18 protein-coding genes are annotated in these 16,033 nt (G+C 61.7%); 1 reads left to right on the forward strand and 17 read right to left on the reverse strand.

The annotated features are described in order from the left end of the window. Positions 1-20: 20 nt before the first annotated feature. The 5 genes from ACWJI7_RS13680 to ACWJI7_RS13700 form a co-directional block, all read right to left on the reverse strand. The gene (locus tag ACWJI7_RS13680; protein WP_479938714.1) at positions 21-257 is read right to left on the reverse strand and encodes a hypothetical protein; all 237 of its coding nucleotides are present in this window, start codon (positions 255-257) and stop codon (positions 21-23) included. A 1,561-nt stretch (positions 258-1,818) separates the two neighbouring features. Then, positions 1,819-2,727, reverse strand: coding sequence for an AAA family ATPase (locus ACWJI7_RS13685; protein ID WP_479938716.1), 909 nt, complete (start codon positions 2,725-2,727; stop codon positions 1,819-1,821). Between the two features lie 41 nt (positions 2,728-2,768). Further along, on the reverse strand, positions 2,769-2,942 hold the full coding sequence (locus ACWJI7_RS13690) for a sigma-70 factor domain-containing protein (RefSeq protein ID WP_479938718.1): 174 nt from the start codon (positions 2,940-2,942) through the stop codon (positions 2,769-2,771). Between the two features lie 589 nt (positions 2,943-3,531). Then, positions 3,532-4,089, reverse strand: a complete 558-nt coding sequence (locus ACWJI7_RS13695; RefSeq protein WP_479938719.1) for an HNH endonuclease — start codon at positions 4,087-4,089, stop codon at positions 3,532-3,534. Between the two features lie 21 nt (positions 4,090-4,110). After that, complete coding sequence (locus ACWJI7_RS13700; RefSeq protein WP_479938721.1) at positions 4,111-4,755, reverse strand: hypothetical protein; 645 nt, start codon at positions 4,753-4,755, stop codon at positions 4,111-4,113. 317 nt (positions 4,756-5,072) lie between these two features. Between ACWJI7_RS13700 and ACWJI7_RS13705 the strand changes: the two genes are divergently transcribed. Then, complete coding sequence (locus ACWJI7_RS13705; RefSeq protein WP_479938723.1) at positions 5,073-5,204, forward strand: hypothetical protein; 132 nt, start codon at positions 5,073-5,075, stop codon at positions 5,202-5,204. A gap of 1,089 nt (positions 5,205-6,293) precedes the next feature. Here the strand turns inward: ACWJI7_RS13705 and ACWJI7_RS13710 are convergent. The 12 genes from ACWJI7_RS13710 to ACWJI7_RS13765 form a co-directional block, all read right to left on the reverse strand. Beyond that, positions 6,294-7,247, reverse strand: coding sequence for an IS3 family transposase (locus ACWJI7_RS13710; protein WP_479938743.1), 954 nt, complete (start codon positions 7,245-7,247; stop codon positions 6,294-6,296). After that, complete coding sequence (locus ACWJI7_RS13715) at positions 7,177-7,464, reverse strand: transposase (protein ID WP_479938724.1); 288 nt, start codon at positions 7,462-7,464, stop codon at positions 7,177-7,179. The genes ACWJI7_RS13710 and ACWJI7_RS13715 overlap by 71 nt, the downstream gene beginning before the upstream one ends. A gap of 557 nt (positions 7,465-8,021) precedes the next feature. Continuing rightward, the gene (locus ACWJI7_RS13720; RefSeq protein WP_479938725.1) at positions 8,022-8,246 is read right to left on the reverse strand and encodes a hypothetical protein; all 225 of its coding nucleotides are present in this window, start codon (positions 8,244-8,246) and stop codon (positions 8,022-8,024) included. A gap of 290 nt (positions 8,247-8,536) precedes the next feature. Further along, a complete protein-coding gene (locus ACWJI7_RS13725; protein WP_479938727.1) occupies positions 8,537-8,725 on the reverse strand; it encodes a hypothetical protein in 189 nt (62 codons plus the stop codon). Between the two features lie 120 nt (positions 8,726-8,845). Beyond that, positions 8,846-9,178, reverse strand: coding sequence for a hypothetical protein (locus ACWJI7_RS13730; protein WP_479938728.1), 333 nt, complete (start codon positions 9,176-9,178; stop codon positions 8,846-8,848). Between the two features lie 346 nt (positions 9,179-9,524). Continuing rightward, the gene (locus tag ACWJI7_RS13735) at positions 9,525-9,650 is read right to left on the reverse strand and encodes a hypothetical protein (RefSeq protein WP_479938730.1); all 126 of its coding nucleotides are present in this window, start codon (positions 9,648-9,650) and stop codon (positions 9,525-9,527) included. 198 nt (positions 9,651-9,848) lie between these two features. Beyond that, positions 9,849-12,188: a PriCT-2 domain-containing protein gene (locus tag ACWJI7_RS13740; RefSeq protein WP_479938732.1), complete on the reverse strand. Its 2,340-nt coding sequence runs from the start codon at positions 12,186-12,188 to the stop codon at positions 9,849-9,851. Between the two features lie 210 nt (positions 12,189-12,398). Beyond that, complete coding sequence (locus tag ACWJI7_RS13745) at positions 12,399-12,614, reverse strand: plasmid mobilization protein (protein WP_479938734.1); 216 nt, start codon at positions 12,612-12,614, stop codon at positions 12,399-12,401. A 30-nt stretch (positions 12,615-12,644) separates the two neighbouring features. Next, a complete protein-coding gene (locus ACWJI7_RS13750; protein WP_479938736.1) occupies positions 12,645-12,938 on the reverse strand; it encodes a hypothetical protein in 294 nt (97 codons plus the stop codon). A 1,472-nt stretch (positions 12,939-14,410) separates the two neighbouring features. Next, a complete protein-coding gene (locus tag ACWJI7_RS13755; protein ID WP_479938738.1) occupies positions 14,411-14,677 on the reverse strand; it encodes a type II toxin-antitoxin system RelE family toxin in 267 nt (88 codons plus the stop codon). Beyond that, a complete protein-coding gene (gene relB, locus ACWJI7_RS13760; RefSeq protein WP_479938739.1) occupies positions 14,661-14,888 on the reverse strand; it encodes a type II toxin-antitoxin system RelB family antitoxin in 228 nt (75 codons plus the stop codon). The genes ACWJI7_RS13755 and relB overlap by 17 nt, the downstream gene beginning before the upstream one ends. 264 nt (positions 14,889-15,152) lie before the next feature. Further along, positions 15,153-15,701: a hypothetical protein gene (locus tag ACWJI7_RS13765; protein ID WP_479938741.1), complete on the reverse strand. Its 549-nt coding sequence runs from the start codon at positions 15,699-15,701 to the stop codon at positions 15,153-15,155. Positions 15,702-16,033: the final 332 nt, after the last annotated feature.

A 16,033-nucleotide genomic window follows, 5' to 3' on the forward strand; every position in this document is an offset into this window, starting at 1 on the left:
TGGTGGTCATGGCGTGACCCTTATTGACTTGTCCTTGAAACCGGGGGAACCCCAGATTTAGGGCTTTCCGGCATTGGTGAGGAGTTGAGCAAGGAGTCGAAGAATGCGCTGTTCTCCTTCGCGAGCTGCGCGTTCTGCTGCTCGAGCTGCGCGTTCTGCTGCTTGAGCTGCGAGCTCTGCTCTTCGAGCTGTGTGTTCTGCTCCTGCAAACCGGACGCTTCCCTTAGCAAGGATTCGGTCTGCTTGCGTCGTGACATCGTCTCTGATCGCATCAAGCTGGTCTTCGAGCGCATCGCGAAAATCCACGCGGATGTCGCTTGACTGCTTGCGCTGCTCAAAGTCGCGTCGGTAGACGCCATACGTAAGGACCGCCGCGAACAAGAACAACACAATAGTCCGAGTCCATACCCAAGTCGGCTCTTGCTGTCCAAGCAGGTTGTCGAACGGCAGCAGGAGTCCAGAAGGAACCCACCACCAACGCCCGAATGGATGCTCAACAGCCCTGTCCCAGCAGTCACGGAGCCATCGGCTAGCAAGCAGCGGAGGCCCCACTGCCACTGCCACGAGAACCCACTCAGGGAGGCCTGCCAAGGCCTCGAAAATCTCTGTGTTCACGCCCCTTTCCTCCCAGGTCCACAAGGGAGGGTATGGGTGAAGGAAAGCTCCAACGCGCCATGCCTTCTGGCAAAGGCAGGTCGACTCACCTTTCGAGGCCGGTCAGCCAGTCGCCTTCGGTTTGGGGCAAGGCAACTGCCTTTAGAACTGGGCCGCGCTTCAGCTCCTCGCCGATGACAGCTTGACGCCATCACTGGTATCAGAGCGATGGCATGACATGTGGAGAGCCGAGCTGAAACCGGGCCCCATGCGTGACTCTCTCTCTGTGACCCCTTGAATGAGCTCAACACGTTTGTCGTGCATGTGGGTCAGGTTAGGTGCGTCTCCTCGTTTCCCGACCCCCAGTCGATGCGCCTTGAACCACCTCACGCACGCGGACAGCGGAACCAACAGCTCCAGCGTGCTCATCTTTCCGCTTCAGCGCCTAGACCGCCCCCTGCAACACGCGACCTGTCTCAGCGTGCGACACTAAACCTAGGTTTAGCAGTGAAACGCCCAAACCGTAATAGTACCAGTGGGTTTGAGACTTAAGTTTAGTTTGAAGTTAAGTTTGGGAATCGGCTCACACTAGAGGGTTTCCGCGCGGTCATGCCCCCGCGCGAAGGCGGTGCCGATGGAGGACCCGCATTTGAGCAGCCGCCCGAGAGGCCCTGGTAACACTGGGTTCTGGGGCGGGTCGATATACCATTTGCTGAACACACCCGCCGGCAGGCTCTCACGACGCGAGGCTGTATGCACCGCCGGGGGCGAGGCCGGCCCAGACGCGACGGCCGGTGCGGGCCGCCTCTGCGGATAACCGCTCGGGGATTGTATCGGGGTCGATTTTCTTCATGGGTTCGTCCTACGAAACTGGACATAATGCTGCAGCGCTGATGGCAAATGCAGCCAGCAGGTTGCAGTAACCAGCGGCGGTTACTGCGGCGCGGATCTCCCGGGGAAGCTCCACCACGCCCGTGGTGGTGGCAGCCCAGGCACGGGCGCAGATCAGCGGCGGACGACGGTTTGGTTTTCAACCCAAGGAGGCGGAGCGCCTTGGCGATGGTGGGCTTTCGATCTGGCAGGTGCCAGCAGGTCCCGTAGCGGGTTGGGTTTGGCGGATTGGTGTTGTTCATTTGGAAACTCGGTTTGGTTGTCGCGCTAGTTCGGAAATCGCTGCGGTTTTGCAGGAACCCGCGAGTCCGTGGACCCGCGCCATGGAGCCGTTCAGGAGGACCCCGAGCGGCCGTCAAGCCGCCGGAGCCACTTGAGAACGTCCCGACCGGTTGGCCGTCCGGTCCCGCGTGGATCGAGCTCGAGGGCGGCGGCGTGATCGTCCGGCCGTTCGGCGCGGAGGCGCACCAGGTCGGCCAGCCAAGGCGGATCGGCTGTTTTGTGTCCTGGTGATACCGAAAGGAGGTTTCCGACGGTTTCCGACGGGGTTTCCGACGGTCTCCCTAACTCCACCGAATGGGTGTCGGAAACGTCGGAAACCCCTACTGGAGAGAGATTTGACACCTCCGGGTCCTCAGGCGCAAGGGAGGTTTCCGACGTTTCCGACGGTGGTTTGGTGGCCCCCGTGTGCGCGTGCGAGGCGTCCGAAACCGGCCAGAACTCGTAGGCGGGCCTGCCGTCCGCCCGCTCTCTCCGCATGGCTTGGACGCTGCCGAGGAAGCCCTTCCGCTCCAGCTGCTTCAGGGTTCGCAGCGCAAGGGTCGCCGGATCCTTCCCGGTGAGCGCCAGCCCCGCGACCACGTCAGCGGCGGTGGTGCGCTCGAAGCGCTCGGCCCACCGCTCCTCGACCAGGCCGAGGGTGTCGCCTTGGCGGTCGTTGAGACCCTTCCGCCCGTCGGCTTCGGCCTGCTCGAGCAGCGCGGCAGTGCCGATGTAGTTCCACGTACCGCCGTCGCGCTGGATCACCAGGGCCTGCGGGGAGCCGCCACGACCTTCGGTCGTGAGGAGCTTCCGGGGGTCAGTGGGCCTGGTCGATGCCGGCCCGATCTTGATGGTCTGCGATGCCACCGCAGGCAGCGCTGTGGACCCCCTGGAGGCCAGGGAAGCACCGTCGCCGGCCCTGCCCTTGCCCGCGTGGTGGATCAATACCACGGTGGCGCCGTGGGGCTCCAGCTGCTGCATCAGATCATGGATCGGTTCCGCGATCTGGGGGGATTCCTCCTTCAGCCCCAGCGGTGCCACGCAGGCGGAGAGGCGCCACGGCGACGGATCCGCGGCGGGCAGCCCTCCGGCCCGTCGGGATGGTCCAGCCAGGTGCGCACGGCCCGCGCCAGGTCGATTTCCTCGCGGTAGGTCAGCAGCGGGAATCGGCTGGCGGCCTCCAACCACGCCCGCACCGGAGACGCATTCCAACCTGCCGGCATTTCCATCAAGAAATGGGCCACGATTTGGGCCCCTTCAAACTAACGACGCCCAGCTAGGCGTACCTGTCTAGATGGTGGGTCGGCCACTACCAAACACTCGGGCATGCCTGGGCCATGGCGGCAGCGAGGCCTGACAGCCAGGCATCAACATCGGCCTGGCTCTTGTTACCCATAGCGCGGAAACGCTCAATATTGCCCTCCATCACGTCCGGGTCCCAGTAGCTCACCCTCCGGGAGTTATCTATGCGGCCATAAGCACAGATCCGCATCAGGGACCCGCGACCCGGCCCTAGAAGATAATCCCGGAAACCCCTCCAGTCCTCCTGAGCCCACCCCGGCCCAGCGACCAGGAGCAGCGCCGCAGCGGCGGTGGTGGTGAGGGTGTGTTTCATGCATCAGATGGTGGCACAGCCTCCACAAGCAGAAGCACGTACACCTATGGCAACGACAGGATGACCACCTTGAAGAAGGGCTATAGGGGGGGCGATCCTGGACGGGCGCTGGCAGCGCGGCGATCAGGGCCAGGGGGGTGTAGCGGGCGATGGTGGAGAGGATCATGGCGTCAGGCGATCCTGCAGTACCGCTGCACATCCTGCCAGCGTATTTCACTGAAGAACCGCTGGTGCCTGTACCAGACATCAACCGGTCGATCCCTCTTACTGCTATTGCAGCTTTGACACGCCGGAACGATGTTTCCAGGCTCATCTAGACCGCCAACACTCAGCGGCAAGACATGATCAACCGTCAGGTCTTTCTTGCTGCCGCAGTATGCGCAAGCGTTGCCGAATAGTGCGAACCTTCCGCGCTTGTCTTCCGGGGTGAATGGTCTCAACGTACAGTGACTCGCCGTGCGCTCCAGTACCTTTCGGCGGCGCCTGCCTTCGCGCTCTGTTTCCTTTCGCCTTATTGCTGCAGCCTGGCGGTCTTCTTTCTTCTGTTCTTCCGCGCGGCGTCGGTCCTTCATCCGCTTCGCCAGCACAGGTCCCGGATTGAAAACCACCTCCATCATTTCGTCGGTCACGCCCCGACTTCGCATCGTGCTGATGGCGTTGCGAATCATCGATTCAGACAACCCCCTGGCCCGCATCATCTCGGCAGTCCGCTGCAGGCCGTCAGTCATCGGTGGTGGTTCCTGACAACATCAGCAACGATGCAAGGGGAATAATGATGGGCCAGGGGGCAGCACCTGGCAGCGGGCCTCGATCACCTCACCGCCACCGAAACCAACGCGGCGTGCAGGCGGCAGTGCTGGCGCGGTGCCATCACCACCAGCCGTCAGTGCTGGCGCAGTGCTGGCACGCCAGCATCTCTCCACTCTCCAGTAGCCCGCCGCACCACGGCCACCGCCGCGCCGCAGCCGGAACCCGCGCACCATGGCGCCACTCTTGAGGCTGTCGATCGCCTCGACCGGCAGGCCGAGCACGGCGGCCAGCTCGGCGCTCACCAGGGGCAGGTCCTCATCCGCTGCTGCAGCCAGCGCACGAGCACGGGCCAAGGGGTCGGCAGGTGGTGGCACTGATGGCAGCGGGTGAGCAGTGCCATCGCCCCCAGGCTTCGGCGCCAGGCCTGGGAAGGTGCCCATGGGCTGCCCACGGGCCAGGTGCTCGTGGAGTCTCTCACCCAGCTCCAGGTAGTCGCCGGGCCAGACCGTGAGGGTGGAACTGACCCGCCGCAGCTCCACACCCAGAGCACGGGCGCGCGCCTTCAGCCCATTGCGAGAGATGCTCCAGCGGGCCTCAAGGTCACGGATCGAGGCGTCGGCGGGGGTGGCGTCAGATGCTGTCACTGCTGGCGCGGTGCTGTCGTGACGGCATCATGCGGTATCAGTGCGCTGCTGTCACCCCTGGCGCGGTGATGGCACGACAGCACCCTGGCCAGTCTCGCGGCTGTCCTGGACCTGCCAGCCCTGCAGCGGGCCTCGATCAGCAGCCGTGAGACAGCTCCAGGTGGCCAGATCCCAGCCGTGGTGGTGGCGCCGTCTCACCAGCGGGGGGCCTAGGGCCTCGCGTACCTGTGGAGGGAGCAGTTGGGCAGCGGATCGAGCCTTCCAGAAATTGGCCTACGGCGGCCGGAACACTCCCGATGGAATCGACCCACCAAACCATGGCCCCGATCAAAGCCGTTCTTCAGCTGACCGAAAAGCTCGCTGACCTCCCACTCCCAAACCTGCTCGCCGTCGCCACGAACCTCGGGCTCGTGGTGGTGCTCGTGCTCCTGCTCAGAGGCATGGGCTGATGGGGCAGCTCACCCGGTTTGGGGGATGCTCGATCACCCAGCCAGGAACTCATCCTGGGAGACCTGGCGCCTAGCCAAAGGGCAGGGGGGAGGCATGCGCAGTGACCTTTCATGCGCCTCCGCACGAACGCTCTCTGCTGCCACCGGCTCAGGATCCTTTCTGGGGCTCAGCGAGTCGAGTAAGGACCGCAAGGATGTCCTGTTCCGCTTGCTGAGATCGGAGGCTTCCTTCAGCGATGAGTCCGTCCGTTCTCTCAGCTCTGACGCTTGCTGCAGCAATGATTTTGTCTCCTTGCGCGTCGCCTGCGTTTTCGAGCGCAGTTCGGAGATCCAGGAGCGTACGTTCTCGTTCGTAGCCGCTTCGGTCGGCGTCATATGCCTGCACTACGACGAAGGTCACCAACACACTAAGCAAAAACCAGGCTGATATCTCGTCGTAACGAGCAAAAAACCAACCTGTTGCAAGCGTCGTAGCCGTAGCAACGATCGACGAACGACCTCCCCATGGATGTTTGACAGCCTTCTGCCACAACGCAGAGAACACTGAGCGACGCGGCTGGAAAAACAGCGGAGGCCCCACCAGCACTGCCACCAGGAGCCACTGAGGCAACCCTGCCGCCAACACAAGAAGATCCAAGCCCACGCCCCATCGGCACACCACATGGAGAGGGTATACAGAGTGGCGGAACTCCCCACCCAGAGCTGCGCCTGCTCCTCCTCAGAGGCATGGACTGATGGGGGAACCTCGATCACCGGGCCATGGCTGTTCAACCGTCGGCGGAGCCGGGGCGGTGGCGGCCACGGAAGCAGGGGCGATCAGGGCGAGCTGGGGCGCTGCTGACGCCGTGGTCGGCGCCGACGTGGCGGAGCCCCGCCGCTCCAGCAGCGTCAGCGCCAGGCCCTCACGGCGCGAGGCTGTATGCAGCACACCACCGGGGGCCAGCCCAGACGCGACGGCCGGTTCGCATTGCCTCTGCGGATAAGCGCTCAGGGATTGTATCGGGGTCGATTTTCTTCATCCGTCTGTCTCAGCGGGTCCGCTACAGGCTGGCGACCCCGGCGGTTGGGAGGATCTGAGGTGGGTGCCTTTTATTGGACATCCTGGGCCCCTGTCATCGTTAACCCTGGGCGGGAGGAACAGGGTTCGGTCTCAGTGTAGACCTCATGGGGAGTTCTGCCTCCCAGTGCACTGTGGGGTCTTCCATGGCAATACCTCCATAGGAAGCGGGCCAGGCTGATTTCAGCGTCCCAGCCGTCGCTGTAGGCACGCAGGTACACCTCCTCATACTTGACCGTTCGCCACAGCCTCTCCACCAGGATGTTGTCGTAGCAGCGCTTTCTGCCAGACCAGCTGATCTTGATTTCCTCTGCCTTGAGTCGCGCCACAAAGTCTCCTGAGGTGAATTGGCACCCCTGATCGGAGTGGAAGATCTCTGGCTTGCGACCACTGCCCAGCGCGATGTCCAAAGCGTCCAGGCAGAACTCCGTGTCAAGGCTGTTGGAGAGCTTCCAGCTGAGTACATGCCTGGAGAAGAGATCAACCACCGCCACCAGGTACAGGAACCCTTTCTGCAATGGGATGTAGGTGATGTCAGTTGCCCACACCTGATCCACGGTCGTGACTCCCCTGAGATCCACCAGGCATGGAAATTTCTCCGCTGGTTCGCCTGGAACCGTGGTGCGCGGTTTCTGGTAGATCGCCCGTAAGCCCATGCGGCGCATGAGGTTTCGTACCCGGTCCCGGCTGATCGGGATCCCATCTCTGGCCAGGTAGTCCACCATTCGGCGACTGCCGCTGCAGGGATCCTCCAGGTAGAGAGCGTCGATCCTGGCCATAATCCGCAGAGTCGATGCGCGGACCGCAGTAGGCCGGTAGTAGAGCGTGGATCGAGGCAGGTCAAGCAGCTCACACTGGCGGGTGATGCTGAGCTGAGGGTGATCGTGATCGACCAGCTTGCGCAGTTCACGGGCGTCAGAGCAGCTGTGATTTTTTTTTGAGCCACTCCAGCTCCATCTGGAGCTTGCCGATTTGTTGAAACAGATCGGCCTCCTTGGCTTGGCTGTCTTCCTTGGCCTGCGTTCTCTTACCGCGAGTGAACACCTCGCTGGCGCCATCCAGCATCTGCTTCTTCCACTGGCTCACCTGGATCGGGTGAATGGCGTGGTCAGCAGCGATCTCCTGGATCGTCTTGCGGCCACTGATCGCCTCCATGGCGACTCTGGCCTTGAACTCGGGACTGTGGGTGCGGCGCTTGCTCATCGGTGGAAGCCCCTTTCAGGGGCGGTGCCCCGCCTCAGAGGTTAACGATGGGCCCTGTCCAGAAAAGCCAGACCACCTCAATCAGAGGCAGAGTACCCTCAAGTTACTCTCCCCAACAGTTCCCGGAAGAATTTCATTCCAGACAGAACTATCGAGACTGCGGTATCGCCACCTTTGGCAATCATATACAACTGGAAGAGTATATTCTACTAAGCCGGATGTTACTTTTCTTTGTTCAGCAGTTACATAACTACCGCCAATGCTGATTCTGCGCACATAAGTAATACTTCCACTAGAGCTAGTAGCAGAATAACACCATCCATTCGCCGCACATCGGGCAACCGCTGGCGCCGAAAATATCATACTCAGCAGTGTTGCAGTAGGAATTAGGCGCACTGTTGTTGATTCGCTTGCAATCTTCTAGCTGCTGGCTAGCCACGCCGCCTGAGCGAGAAGGACCTCTTAACACAAATTCTATCTTCGAGGCGAAGGAAACTAAGGAAGCTATAGGCTGGCGGCTGACCTCTAGTGGTTGTCCTGCAGGATGTCTTTTGTCCTCAGTTATCTGCTTGGATCTTAATCTTAGTAGTGGGATTTCCCGTAAGTGTCTCGTAATAGGCTTCTTCTAATCTTCTAGTATGTTCATTGGCGTTTTCACGTCTTGTTTCTTCTCTTCTTGTTTCTTCCAGCTCCAGTGCTTGTTTGTGCTGGAGGTTCATAAGTAAGGCCACGGCAGCCGTAACGACAGCAGCGATGGCAACCACTAGCAGCACTGGCTTCATGGTGTAGATCACGCAGCGACATCTCTTATAGCCGCAGTGGAATTACGTTTTCTACTACTTGAAGGACCTCTTAACGCAGCTCTCCCCGCCGCCGTTCATGGCACCGCCGCACGCGCTCGAGCAGATCAGCCAGGCCGTCCATCGGTACGGGCCCAGCAGCGGCTGCACAGCCACAGCCCCCCACGACCCGCACCCCTGATCTGGCGGCTGCAGCTGGGGCTAAGCGGCACCTGCGGGGAGTCCTCCCCGCAGGTGGGCCCGGTAGCGCTGGGAGGGGGTGTTAGGGGTTGTCACGGAGTCCGCCGCTCTATGGCGTCGCTAATCGTGTCTGCCGCTGCCATAACCGCCCAGGCATGATAGTTGGTGGCGGCGGCTTGCATAAAGGCGACCACCAACTCGGGGTGCTCCTCGGCGTAGCCAGGACCGAAGCGTTGTTCGATGTAGTTGACCGCATTGCCCATGTGGTCGGCGGCGCTCATGCCGGCCTGGAGCACTGCTCTGGTGGCTTCTTCGCTCGATAGCCCTTTCATGGTTTATGGCTCCTCGCTCGGGGTCGGTGGGCCGTGTCCCCTGGTGGTCTTGCGGATCATGGGTTCAGATCAAGTCTGATGGAGGGCGTTGAGCCTCTGAAGAACGGCCGCAGCGGCGGCTTCTGCGGCTGCACGACTGGTGAAATCGGCTGCTACGGGTGTATTCCCCCACCAGAGATCAGGGGACAGTGCGCCGTAAAAATAAAGAAGTGAGCCGATAATTTTCGCTTCCTTATGACTGAGAGAGGTGCGCTCAGATCCGGGCCTTACCTGGTTAATCCGCAGCTTGAATTGATCTGAACCGTTGTTGGTGTTGGTCTGAAGCGTCACTTGGCGCCCATCGCTTGAGAGATGAGACAAGATCTCAGTTTTGATTGTGGGCTCGGGATGCTTCTCGGTCATGATCTCAGATTTCCTTCCTGACAGGGAGTTTTTTTGAACAACTGATCCGACCCAGCAGCTGCATGCAGTTGGGTCCTTGTCTCCCACTATGGCAGCCATTCTTGCTTGCCTGGTAGCGCTGGGAGTTATTCAGGGCTGTGGGGCGTTCTGGATCCTGTAGATCATGACGGCCATCGCCAGGGTGAGCAGCTGGGAGCTGTGTGGAGCCTGGATATAGAAGGCGAAGAAAGTCATTGGGACCATGGCCAGAAATGCGGCGGTCCTGGCGAGGGTATGTAGGGCGGCAGCTGCCGAAACGACACGCTCCGACCACCCATCTGCGCGGAACTGAGTAGCGCGAGCCTGATCACCCCAGCACCTGCTCCAGGGGCTCCCGCACCTCCCGACCCATCGGTTGCCCGGTACCCCCTGGATCGAGCGCCAGGGCGAGCACGGCGGGCGAGTCGTGCGGCTGTTCGACGCGGAGGCGCACCAGGGGGGCCAGCCAAGGCGGATCGGATGTTTTGTGCCCTGGCGATACCGAATAGGGCCGATGAGTTGTTCCTCACGAAGGGGGCTCCCTTTAAGGGTTATGCCTCCCGTTGGGAGGAATAACCATCAGATCCATTGTCACTACTGGGATCTGGTGACTTCCCGGCAGTTCCCGAGGTCGGGAACTCGGGAACTCGATTCAGGTCCCGAGTTCCCGAGGGAACTGCCGGGAACTGGGTAAAACCCTTTCAGGAACTGGGTTTTTTCCTTTTTCCTTCCCATATAAGGGAGAGAGGTCCATACGCGCGAGACTGGCCACCACCCTCGGCGCCAGCTTGTAGAAACCCCTCGGGCTGGACACCCGGCACACCTCCGGTCGCCTGGCGCGAACCATCCGGCTCAGCGTGTTGTCGATGGTTTTCGGTGCCAGACCCCAGCGGCGCCCAATTTCATCGACCAGCGCCCGCCGGCTGAGTGATTGGACGTCATTGCGCCAGGCGTCGGTGAGCACCTGCAGCACAGCGGACGATGCATCCTGGATCGTCTCGACGCCTGCCACAGGGGCCAGGGTGCCGCCCTGGGTCAGCTCATAGCGGAACTCTCTGAGCGGTCCCATCCGGTTCTTCACCACCCGCCACAACCGGCTGTCTGGGGAGTCCTGGGGAGTCATGAGGCCGTGGACGATGGATGGGACCTCTGCCCACGTTTTCGCGCCGCTGTGAGCGCCCTTGTCGGTGCCGTCATGGCTGATGATCAACACAGAGGCATGAACGCAGACGGTCTCCTTGATGAACGTCAGCAAAGCGGCCACGGTGTCGTTATCCAGGTAGCTGATGCCCGCCTTGGCGCAGATCGTCTTGGCTGAGTCGATCACCACCAGGCGGACACCCTTGGCCTTGACGAACTCCAGCAGTCGGACGCAACCGTTGATCGTTGCGCACCAAGCCGCCATGCCCTGAGAGGCATCGTGAGCCCAGGCGAAGAACTGCTGATCCGCGCCAGGGGAAACAGCTGGATGATCAGCGATGCCCAGGTCCTGCATGGCCGCCTTGAGCGGTGCGGCACCGGAATCGCTGGCGATGAACAGCACTGGACCCTGCTCCGCCGGCTTGAAATGGTCCAAGAAGCCGGTGCCGTCGATCACGGCAAAGGACAGGGCGAGACCTGCCAGGGTCTTGCCGCTGCCTTTTGCCGCATAGAGCAGGCCGAGGTCGTTCGCCGGCATGAATCCATCCACCAGGGCGTCCATGCCTTCGATGGCAGACAGGTCGAGCGCCTCGCATCCTTTGATCGAGCCAGCGGCCTGTCCGGTCTCCTGTTCGGTGAGCAGGCGGAATAGCGCGGCGGTGATCTGTTCTTCCTTCCGCCGGAACCGCCCGATCAGTTCGGCGCGGATCGCCATTTCTCGGTCCTCGTCGCCTTCCCGTACGGCGGCCAAGCATTCCGCCAGGAGCTCTCGGTAGGTGCGCAGCCTCTCTTCGCGCTCCCCCTCCTGCCTCTCCGCCCTCTGGGCCGGCTTCGTTGCCTTTGCCCGCTTCGGCTCCACGTAACCGCCCCGCTTCGCCAGGTGATGGAGGCTGGCGATTGTGGCGAGCCTGCCCTTGTGACCCTGGCCGAAGCTGTCCCATTTCAGGAGACATTCGCTCTCGTCGAAGTTGGCCATCTGCCGGCTCCAGTTCACCCACGCGGTGAGCAGCCCGGGGTCGGTGTGGTGCAGGGCCATGCCGACCTGCAGCCACTCGTCGTAGGCGCTGTGCTCGGCGGCCGGGATGCAGTGGAGCATCGCCACAGCGCGGGCGGCGTCCTCGGCTGTGGGCTCCACCGGGGCGGCCTGGTGGTGCTCCTCCACCAGGAGGGCCTCCAGCAGCCAGTCCGGGGCCTCGGCCGGGTCTGGGATGTCGTGCGGCGAGCAGCCGTCCAGCCAGCGGTAGCGGCCCGTTTCAGGATGCACGCCGAGGATGACGGCCTGGCAGCGGTTCCCGCGCAACTCCCAGCAGGTCTTGCCGGCGGGGTTGGTCCAGCTCCTCCGGTTGGCCAGCGACGGCCACCATTCAGAAGGCACGCTGAAGGCGCGACCGGATCGGCCCGGCTTCCCGCTGGTCCAAGCGATCGTGTGCGGCAGGTCTTCGATCGGGTGACCGGTCACCACCTGGAACGAATCGGGCCAGCCGTCCGCATCGAGGTCCAGCACGAGCACGCCCGACGCGGGGCCAGACAGCAGACCCCAGGCGGGTGGTGCGGCCCCGTTCAGCGCGAGGGCGTCATCGGGGGAGTGCTGATCGCTGTCATACCAGGCGGCGCCGCCGAGGGGAGCCTTGCTCGTCCCGACGCGGCAGAGACGCCAGTCGGAGGGGAGGGCCTCGAGGTCTCGGCGGATTTCAGCCTGCGAGGGCGGCTGGCTCCGGGCGGCCTCGTTCTCCCCCGTCGTCCCACCTTGCGCCGGCCCGTCAGCATGGGGAAATCCGCTGCGGTGCCAGGGGTCCCGATTCTGCCCCAAGGTGGTACCTTGAAGGCAGGCGCCCTCAATGGGGGCACTCACGCGGTCTGGCCCTCCAGTCAGACTGTGGTTCAGGTCCATGACTGCTTGGCGTCTCTCGCTTTGTGGTTGTGCATCAGTTGCTCGGCCTCCTGAGGTCGTTGTGGTTGGTGGATGGCTGATTTCTTCCCTTTTGCTTGGCGGCTGGAGGAAGAATCAGCAAGGTTTCAGGAGAGGGTCCGACTTCGGTCGGGCCCTCTTTTGTCTATGGGATCATTCACACAGTCCGAGATGCTTGGCTTCCTTTGTGAGATTGGCGGCTATTTCTTCCACGGTCAGCTTTACTCCCTCCCTGATAAGGGCCAGGCGGATGAAATCGGAAACGGAGAATCCCCTCTCCTTTGCGATTGCATGGAGTGCCGAGTGTTCTGATGGCGTGAGCCGGATCGCTGCGATGGCGTCCCGGGTGGGCCGAACTGGTGCCCGCATAATCGAGGCCGTTAAACGACTGCTACTACACTAACTCTGGTGGCGGCCACCGGCAAGCCCCGCCACACCTGGTGCCGCCAGCTCGAGCGCTCCGGTCCCCCGCAGCCCAGGCCGGCGCACCAGGATGAGCTCCGTGGCCTCCCAGTCCTCGACCAGCAGCACCCGCGAACCCGGCAGCTGCCGCACCGCCGTGCCCGCGAAGCCCGGGGAGATCCTCCGCCAGCCGCGGCGGAGCAGCGCGGCCTGGCAGCTGTCGTCATCGACCCCCCAGCGGATCTCGGCCCAGCCAGTGCGGCTCTGCCGGTCGATGCCGGCGTGCACCACCTCCCCGACCAAGCGGGTGGCGTCGTGCTCCAGCAGGACCGGGGTTCCAGGCGCCGGCGCTACGGCCCCGGTCCGTGCGCTAGCACCTGCCAGAACCGCTGGCCGTTCGCGTCACGCCTGGCCACTCGGTCGAGAGCGGTCCATTTTGATCAAAGCTCACTCCGCGATCATAATGCCTGCTGTTATTTAGCCCCCAAGACGCACCTGCCGCTGAGGCAGTGATGCAAAGACTTAGTGGGCTCCAGGCTTCTCAACCTGTCCCGCTCGATGTATCGGAAACCTCGCGTTCGCGGAGAGATTACTGAGGGAGAACTGGATGCGAACAGAGACTTTCGTCAGACGATGAAAAATAAACAAAGAAAAACAGACGAGAAGGATTTCTGCTTGTTTTGCTGATTCTTGTTTAAGAGGATATACAGACGCGAGGCTTGTCCGCTCGTCTGTATATCTTTGTTTCTTGGCTATTTTTCTAACCAAAGTCTAAGCGCGGATAGCACGCTTGTCAAGCAAGCAGGCTACATCGGCTCTTAGTGCCCGTCCGTGGATGCAACCACTAACAGGCAAGGAAAGAGAAATTATAAGGAACAGGGCAAAAGCTATCTAGCTGAAATCTTTCTCATTAATACAACATCACACTAAAATGAAACAAGTCAAGCTCACGCCGGGCTGGATAATAACAGCGATTATCCTATTATTGCCCGGCAAAGATATTAATATCAGCGTGCCAATAAAAATAGAGCTTTACTGCTCCGCTAGCTCATGCAATATTATTACAGACAAGCCAAGATAAGCTCTTTCAGTATAATTAATACTATCGGGCAGGATGGCAATGCCTTGCCGGTACTCCAGCGGCCTACTTGTCTATCTGCGGTTGACATCTCTATTTCTCGCGTGCACCTCTAAGGGGCGCGAAGCACCAATAGTCCGGACGGTAACTCCTAGAAGTGGGCGTCGATCCAATCGGCGCCCCTCCTTCAATAGCACTACCTGGTCGGCCTTTTCTCTTATTTACTCACCAGCGTGAGGGGATCCATGCCATCTTGTACAGAACACTGTCCGGCTGATACGCAGGGACCTTCTGTCGCAATTTCAAATCGCAGGGTCACTCCAACCTGGGAGAGATTCCATCAAGAAAGGGGCCGTGATTTAGCCCCCCTCAAAGTAATCACGCTGCGCTTGCGTACCTGTGGCCCAGGCAGGTACTCGCAGCCTCAGAGGAAACGGCGCCTCCGCTGCTCCCAGAGGTAGGCGGCCATGCAGTGGTCTCCTACCTCCGCGATTTTGCGGATCACCTCTGGATTCGAGGTTCCGCCTTCATGGCCCAAGGCCTTGTAGGCGTCGTTCAGAGCTGGCGAGGGCTGCTGCTGAGGGTTGAGCATCGTCCTTTTCCTTTTTTGCAGGGAGCTACCAGAGGGTAGGGAGGAGCTTTTTTTTAATGCCCCCCACGGGCGCATCCTCCCGATCGGAGGAAGTCAGCCGTAGACCTCACTGCGGTGGCCAATCCGGACCACGAGCACCAGCATCCGCTCGTCTTCCAGATTGCAGATCACCCGGTAGTCGCCGACCCGGTACCGCCACAACCCGACCATGTTGGCCGTGAGCTTCTTGCCGCGCTGGCGGGGGTCATCACACCGCTCGACCGTTTCTCTCAGGTAGCGAGTGACGCGATTGGCAGCAGAGCGATCCAGGGTGCGGAGCTGCCGTGCGGCCTCTTGGGTGAAATCAACCGTCCAGGTCAAGATCGCTCACCAGGTCTTCCATGGGGATGCCCGGCTCACCAGAGCGCCGGTGGGCTTCCAGCGCAAGCGCGCCCAGGTAAGCGTCCTCGAGGTCGTCCATCCCGTTCTCGATCAGCTCGCGCAGGTAGAAGGCTTTCGTCCGCCCCGTCCGATGGGCCAGCCTGTCCAGCCGCGTTTCGGTCTCTGGGGCCAGCCGCACCGAGGTAGCCACGTATTCAAACGATTCAGTCCATTCACCCTAAAACGGCTCAGGTCCAACCGCCACTGGCGGGATCCCCCTTGCTCCAAGGGGCTGGCAGTCCAGTCCCGGCCGGTGATCTCGTGGTCGTTCATGGGTCGGCGGGGCAGGCGACCCCAGACCATACGCGGACTATCCACGGACGCCTAGAGATGATCCACAGACAGTCCGCGGATGCGATCAGGTCATCTGTGGACGGTCCGCGGACTTGGTTTCCTTTCGCTGGATCGGGTCCACCTATGGCGCCAGGGTCTCGAGGTATTCCTGAAGACCCCGCTGGACGTCGTTGACAGGGACTCGTGGCGGATCGATCGTCCACACGTTCCTGGACCGTCTGCGGACCGTCAGCCTTCCCCGATGGACCACATCACCACCAGGCCGCGCACCGATCAGCTGGGTCACTTCACTCGTCGTGAGCGGCGCTCCGGTCGCCATGGCCCGCTCGATTGCCTCCAGGCGCTCCAGCAGCGTGAGCGCCGTCTGCGGATGGTCCATGGACGGTTCAGCAGCCATCCACGGACCATCCGCAGATGGTCTCTTCACAATCGCAGCAGCGATCGCGGATAGCGGTGTTCCACCAGCAATCCGGGCGGCGGCGGCGTCCATCACCTCCACCTGCGCTGCCGTCAGGACCGCGACCGGAGCCCGGCTGCCATGGATCGGCACCTTCTCCGTCTCGATCCCCAGCACCCGCAGCAGCTCGTAGGCCGTCGAGCGACTGACCGGGGCAGTGGCGACCCACTGGCTCAGGCGGATCCCGTCCGGTTGGGCAGTGATCGAGTCCATGGACCGTCCGCGGATGGCAGGCACAGAGTGCCTCACCGGCGCGACCTTCTGCATCCGCGGACCCTGCTCAACGGAGCTAGCGTCGACCGCCTGGGCGCAGGTTGGTGGTGGGGCTAGACCACTTCCGTCAGTCAGCCGTCAGCTCACTGGCATAGGAGCGTTGCGCGCGATCCTGCATAAGAGGATGCATAAGTGATTCCTGTTTAGGCTCCTTTGCCTGACTAGATTCTCGTGCCATAGCGGCCGATTGGGCTTCCCCCGATTTCGTGGACACCGGTCAGGGGTTCACAGGGATGAGTGTATGGGCAGCGATGAACTGCTGTTCGTAGTCG

The sequence above is a fragment of the Cryptocyanus atlanticus LEGE 06306 genome (genome assembly GCF_056633155.1).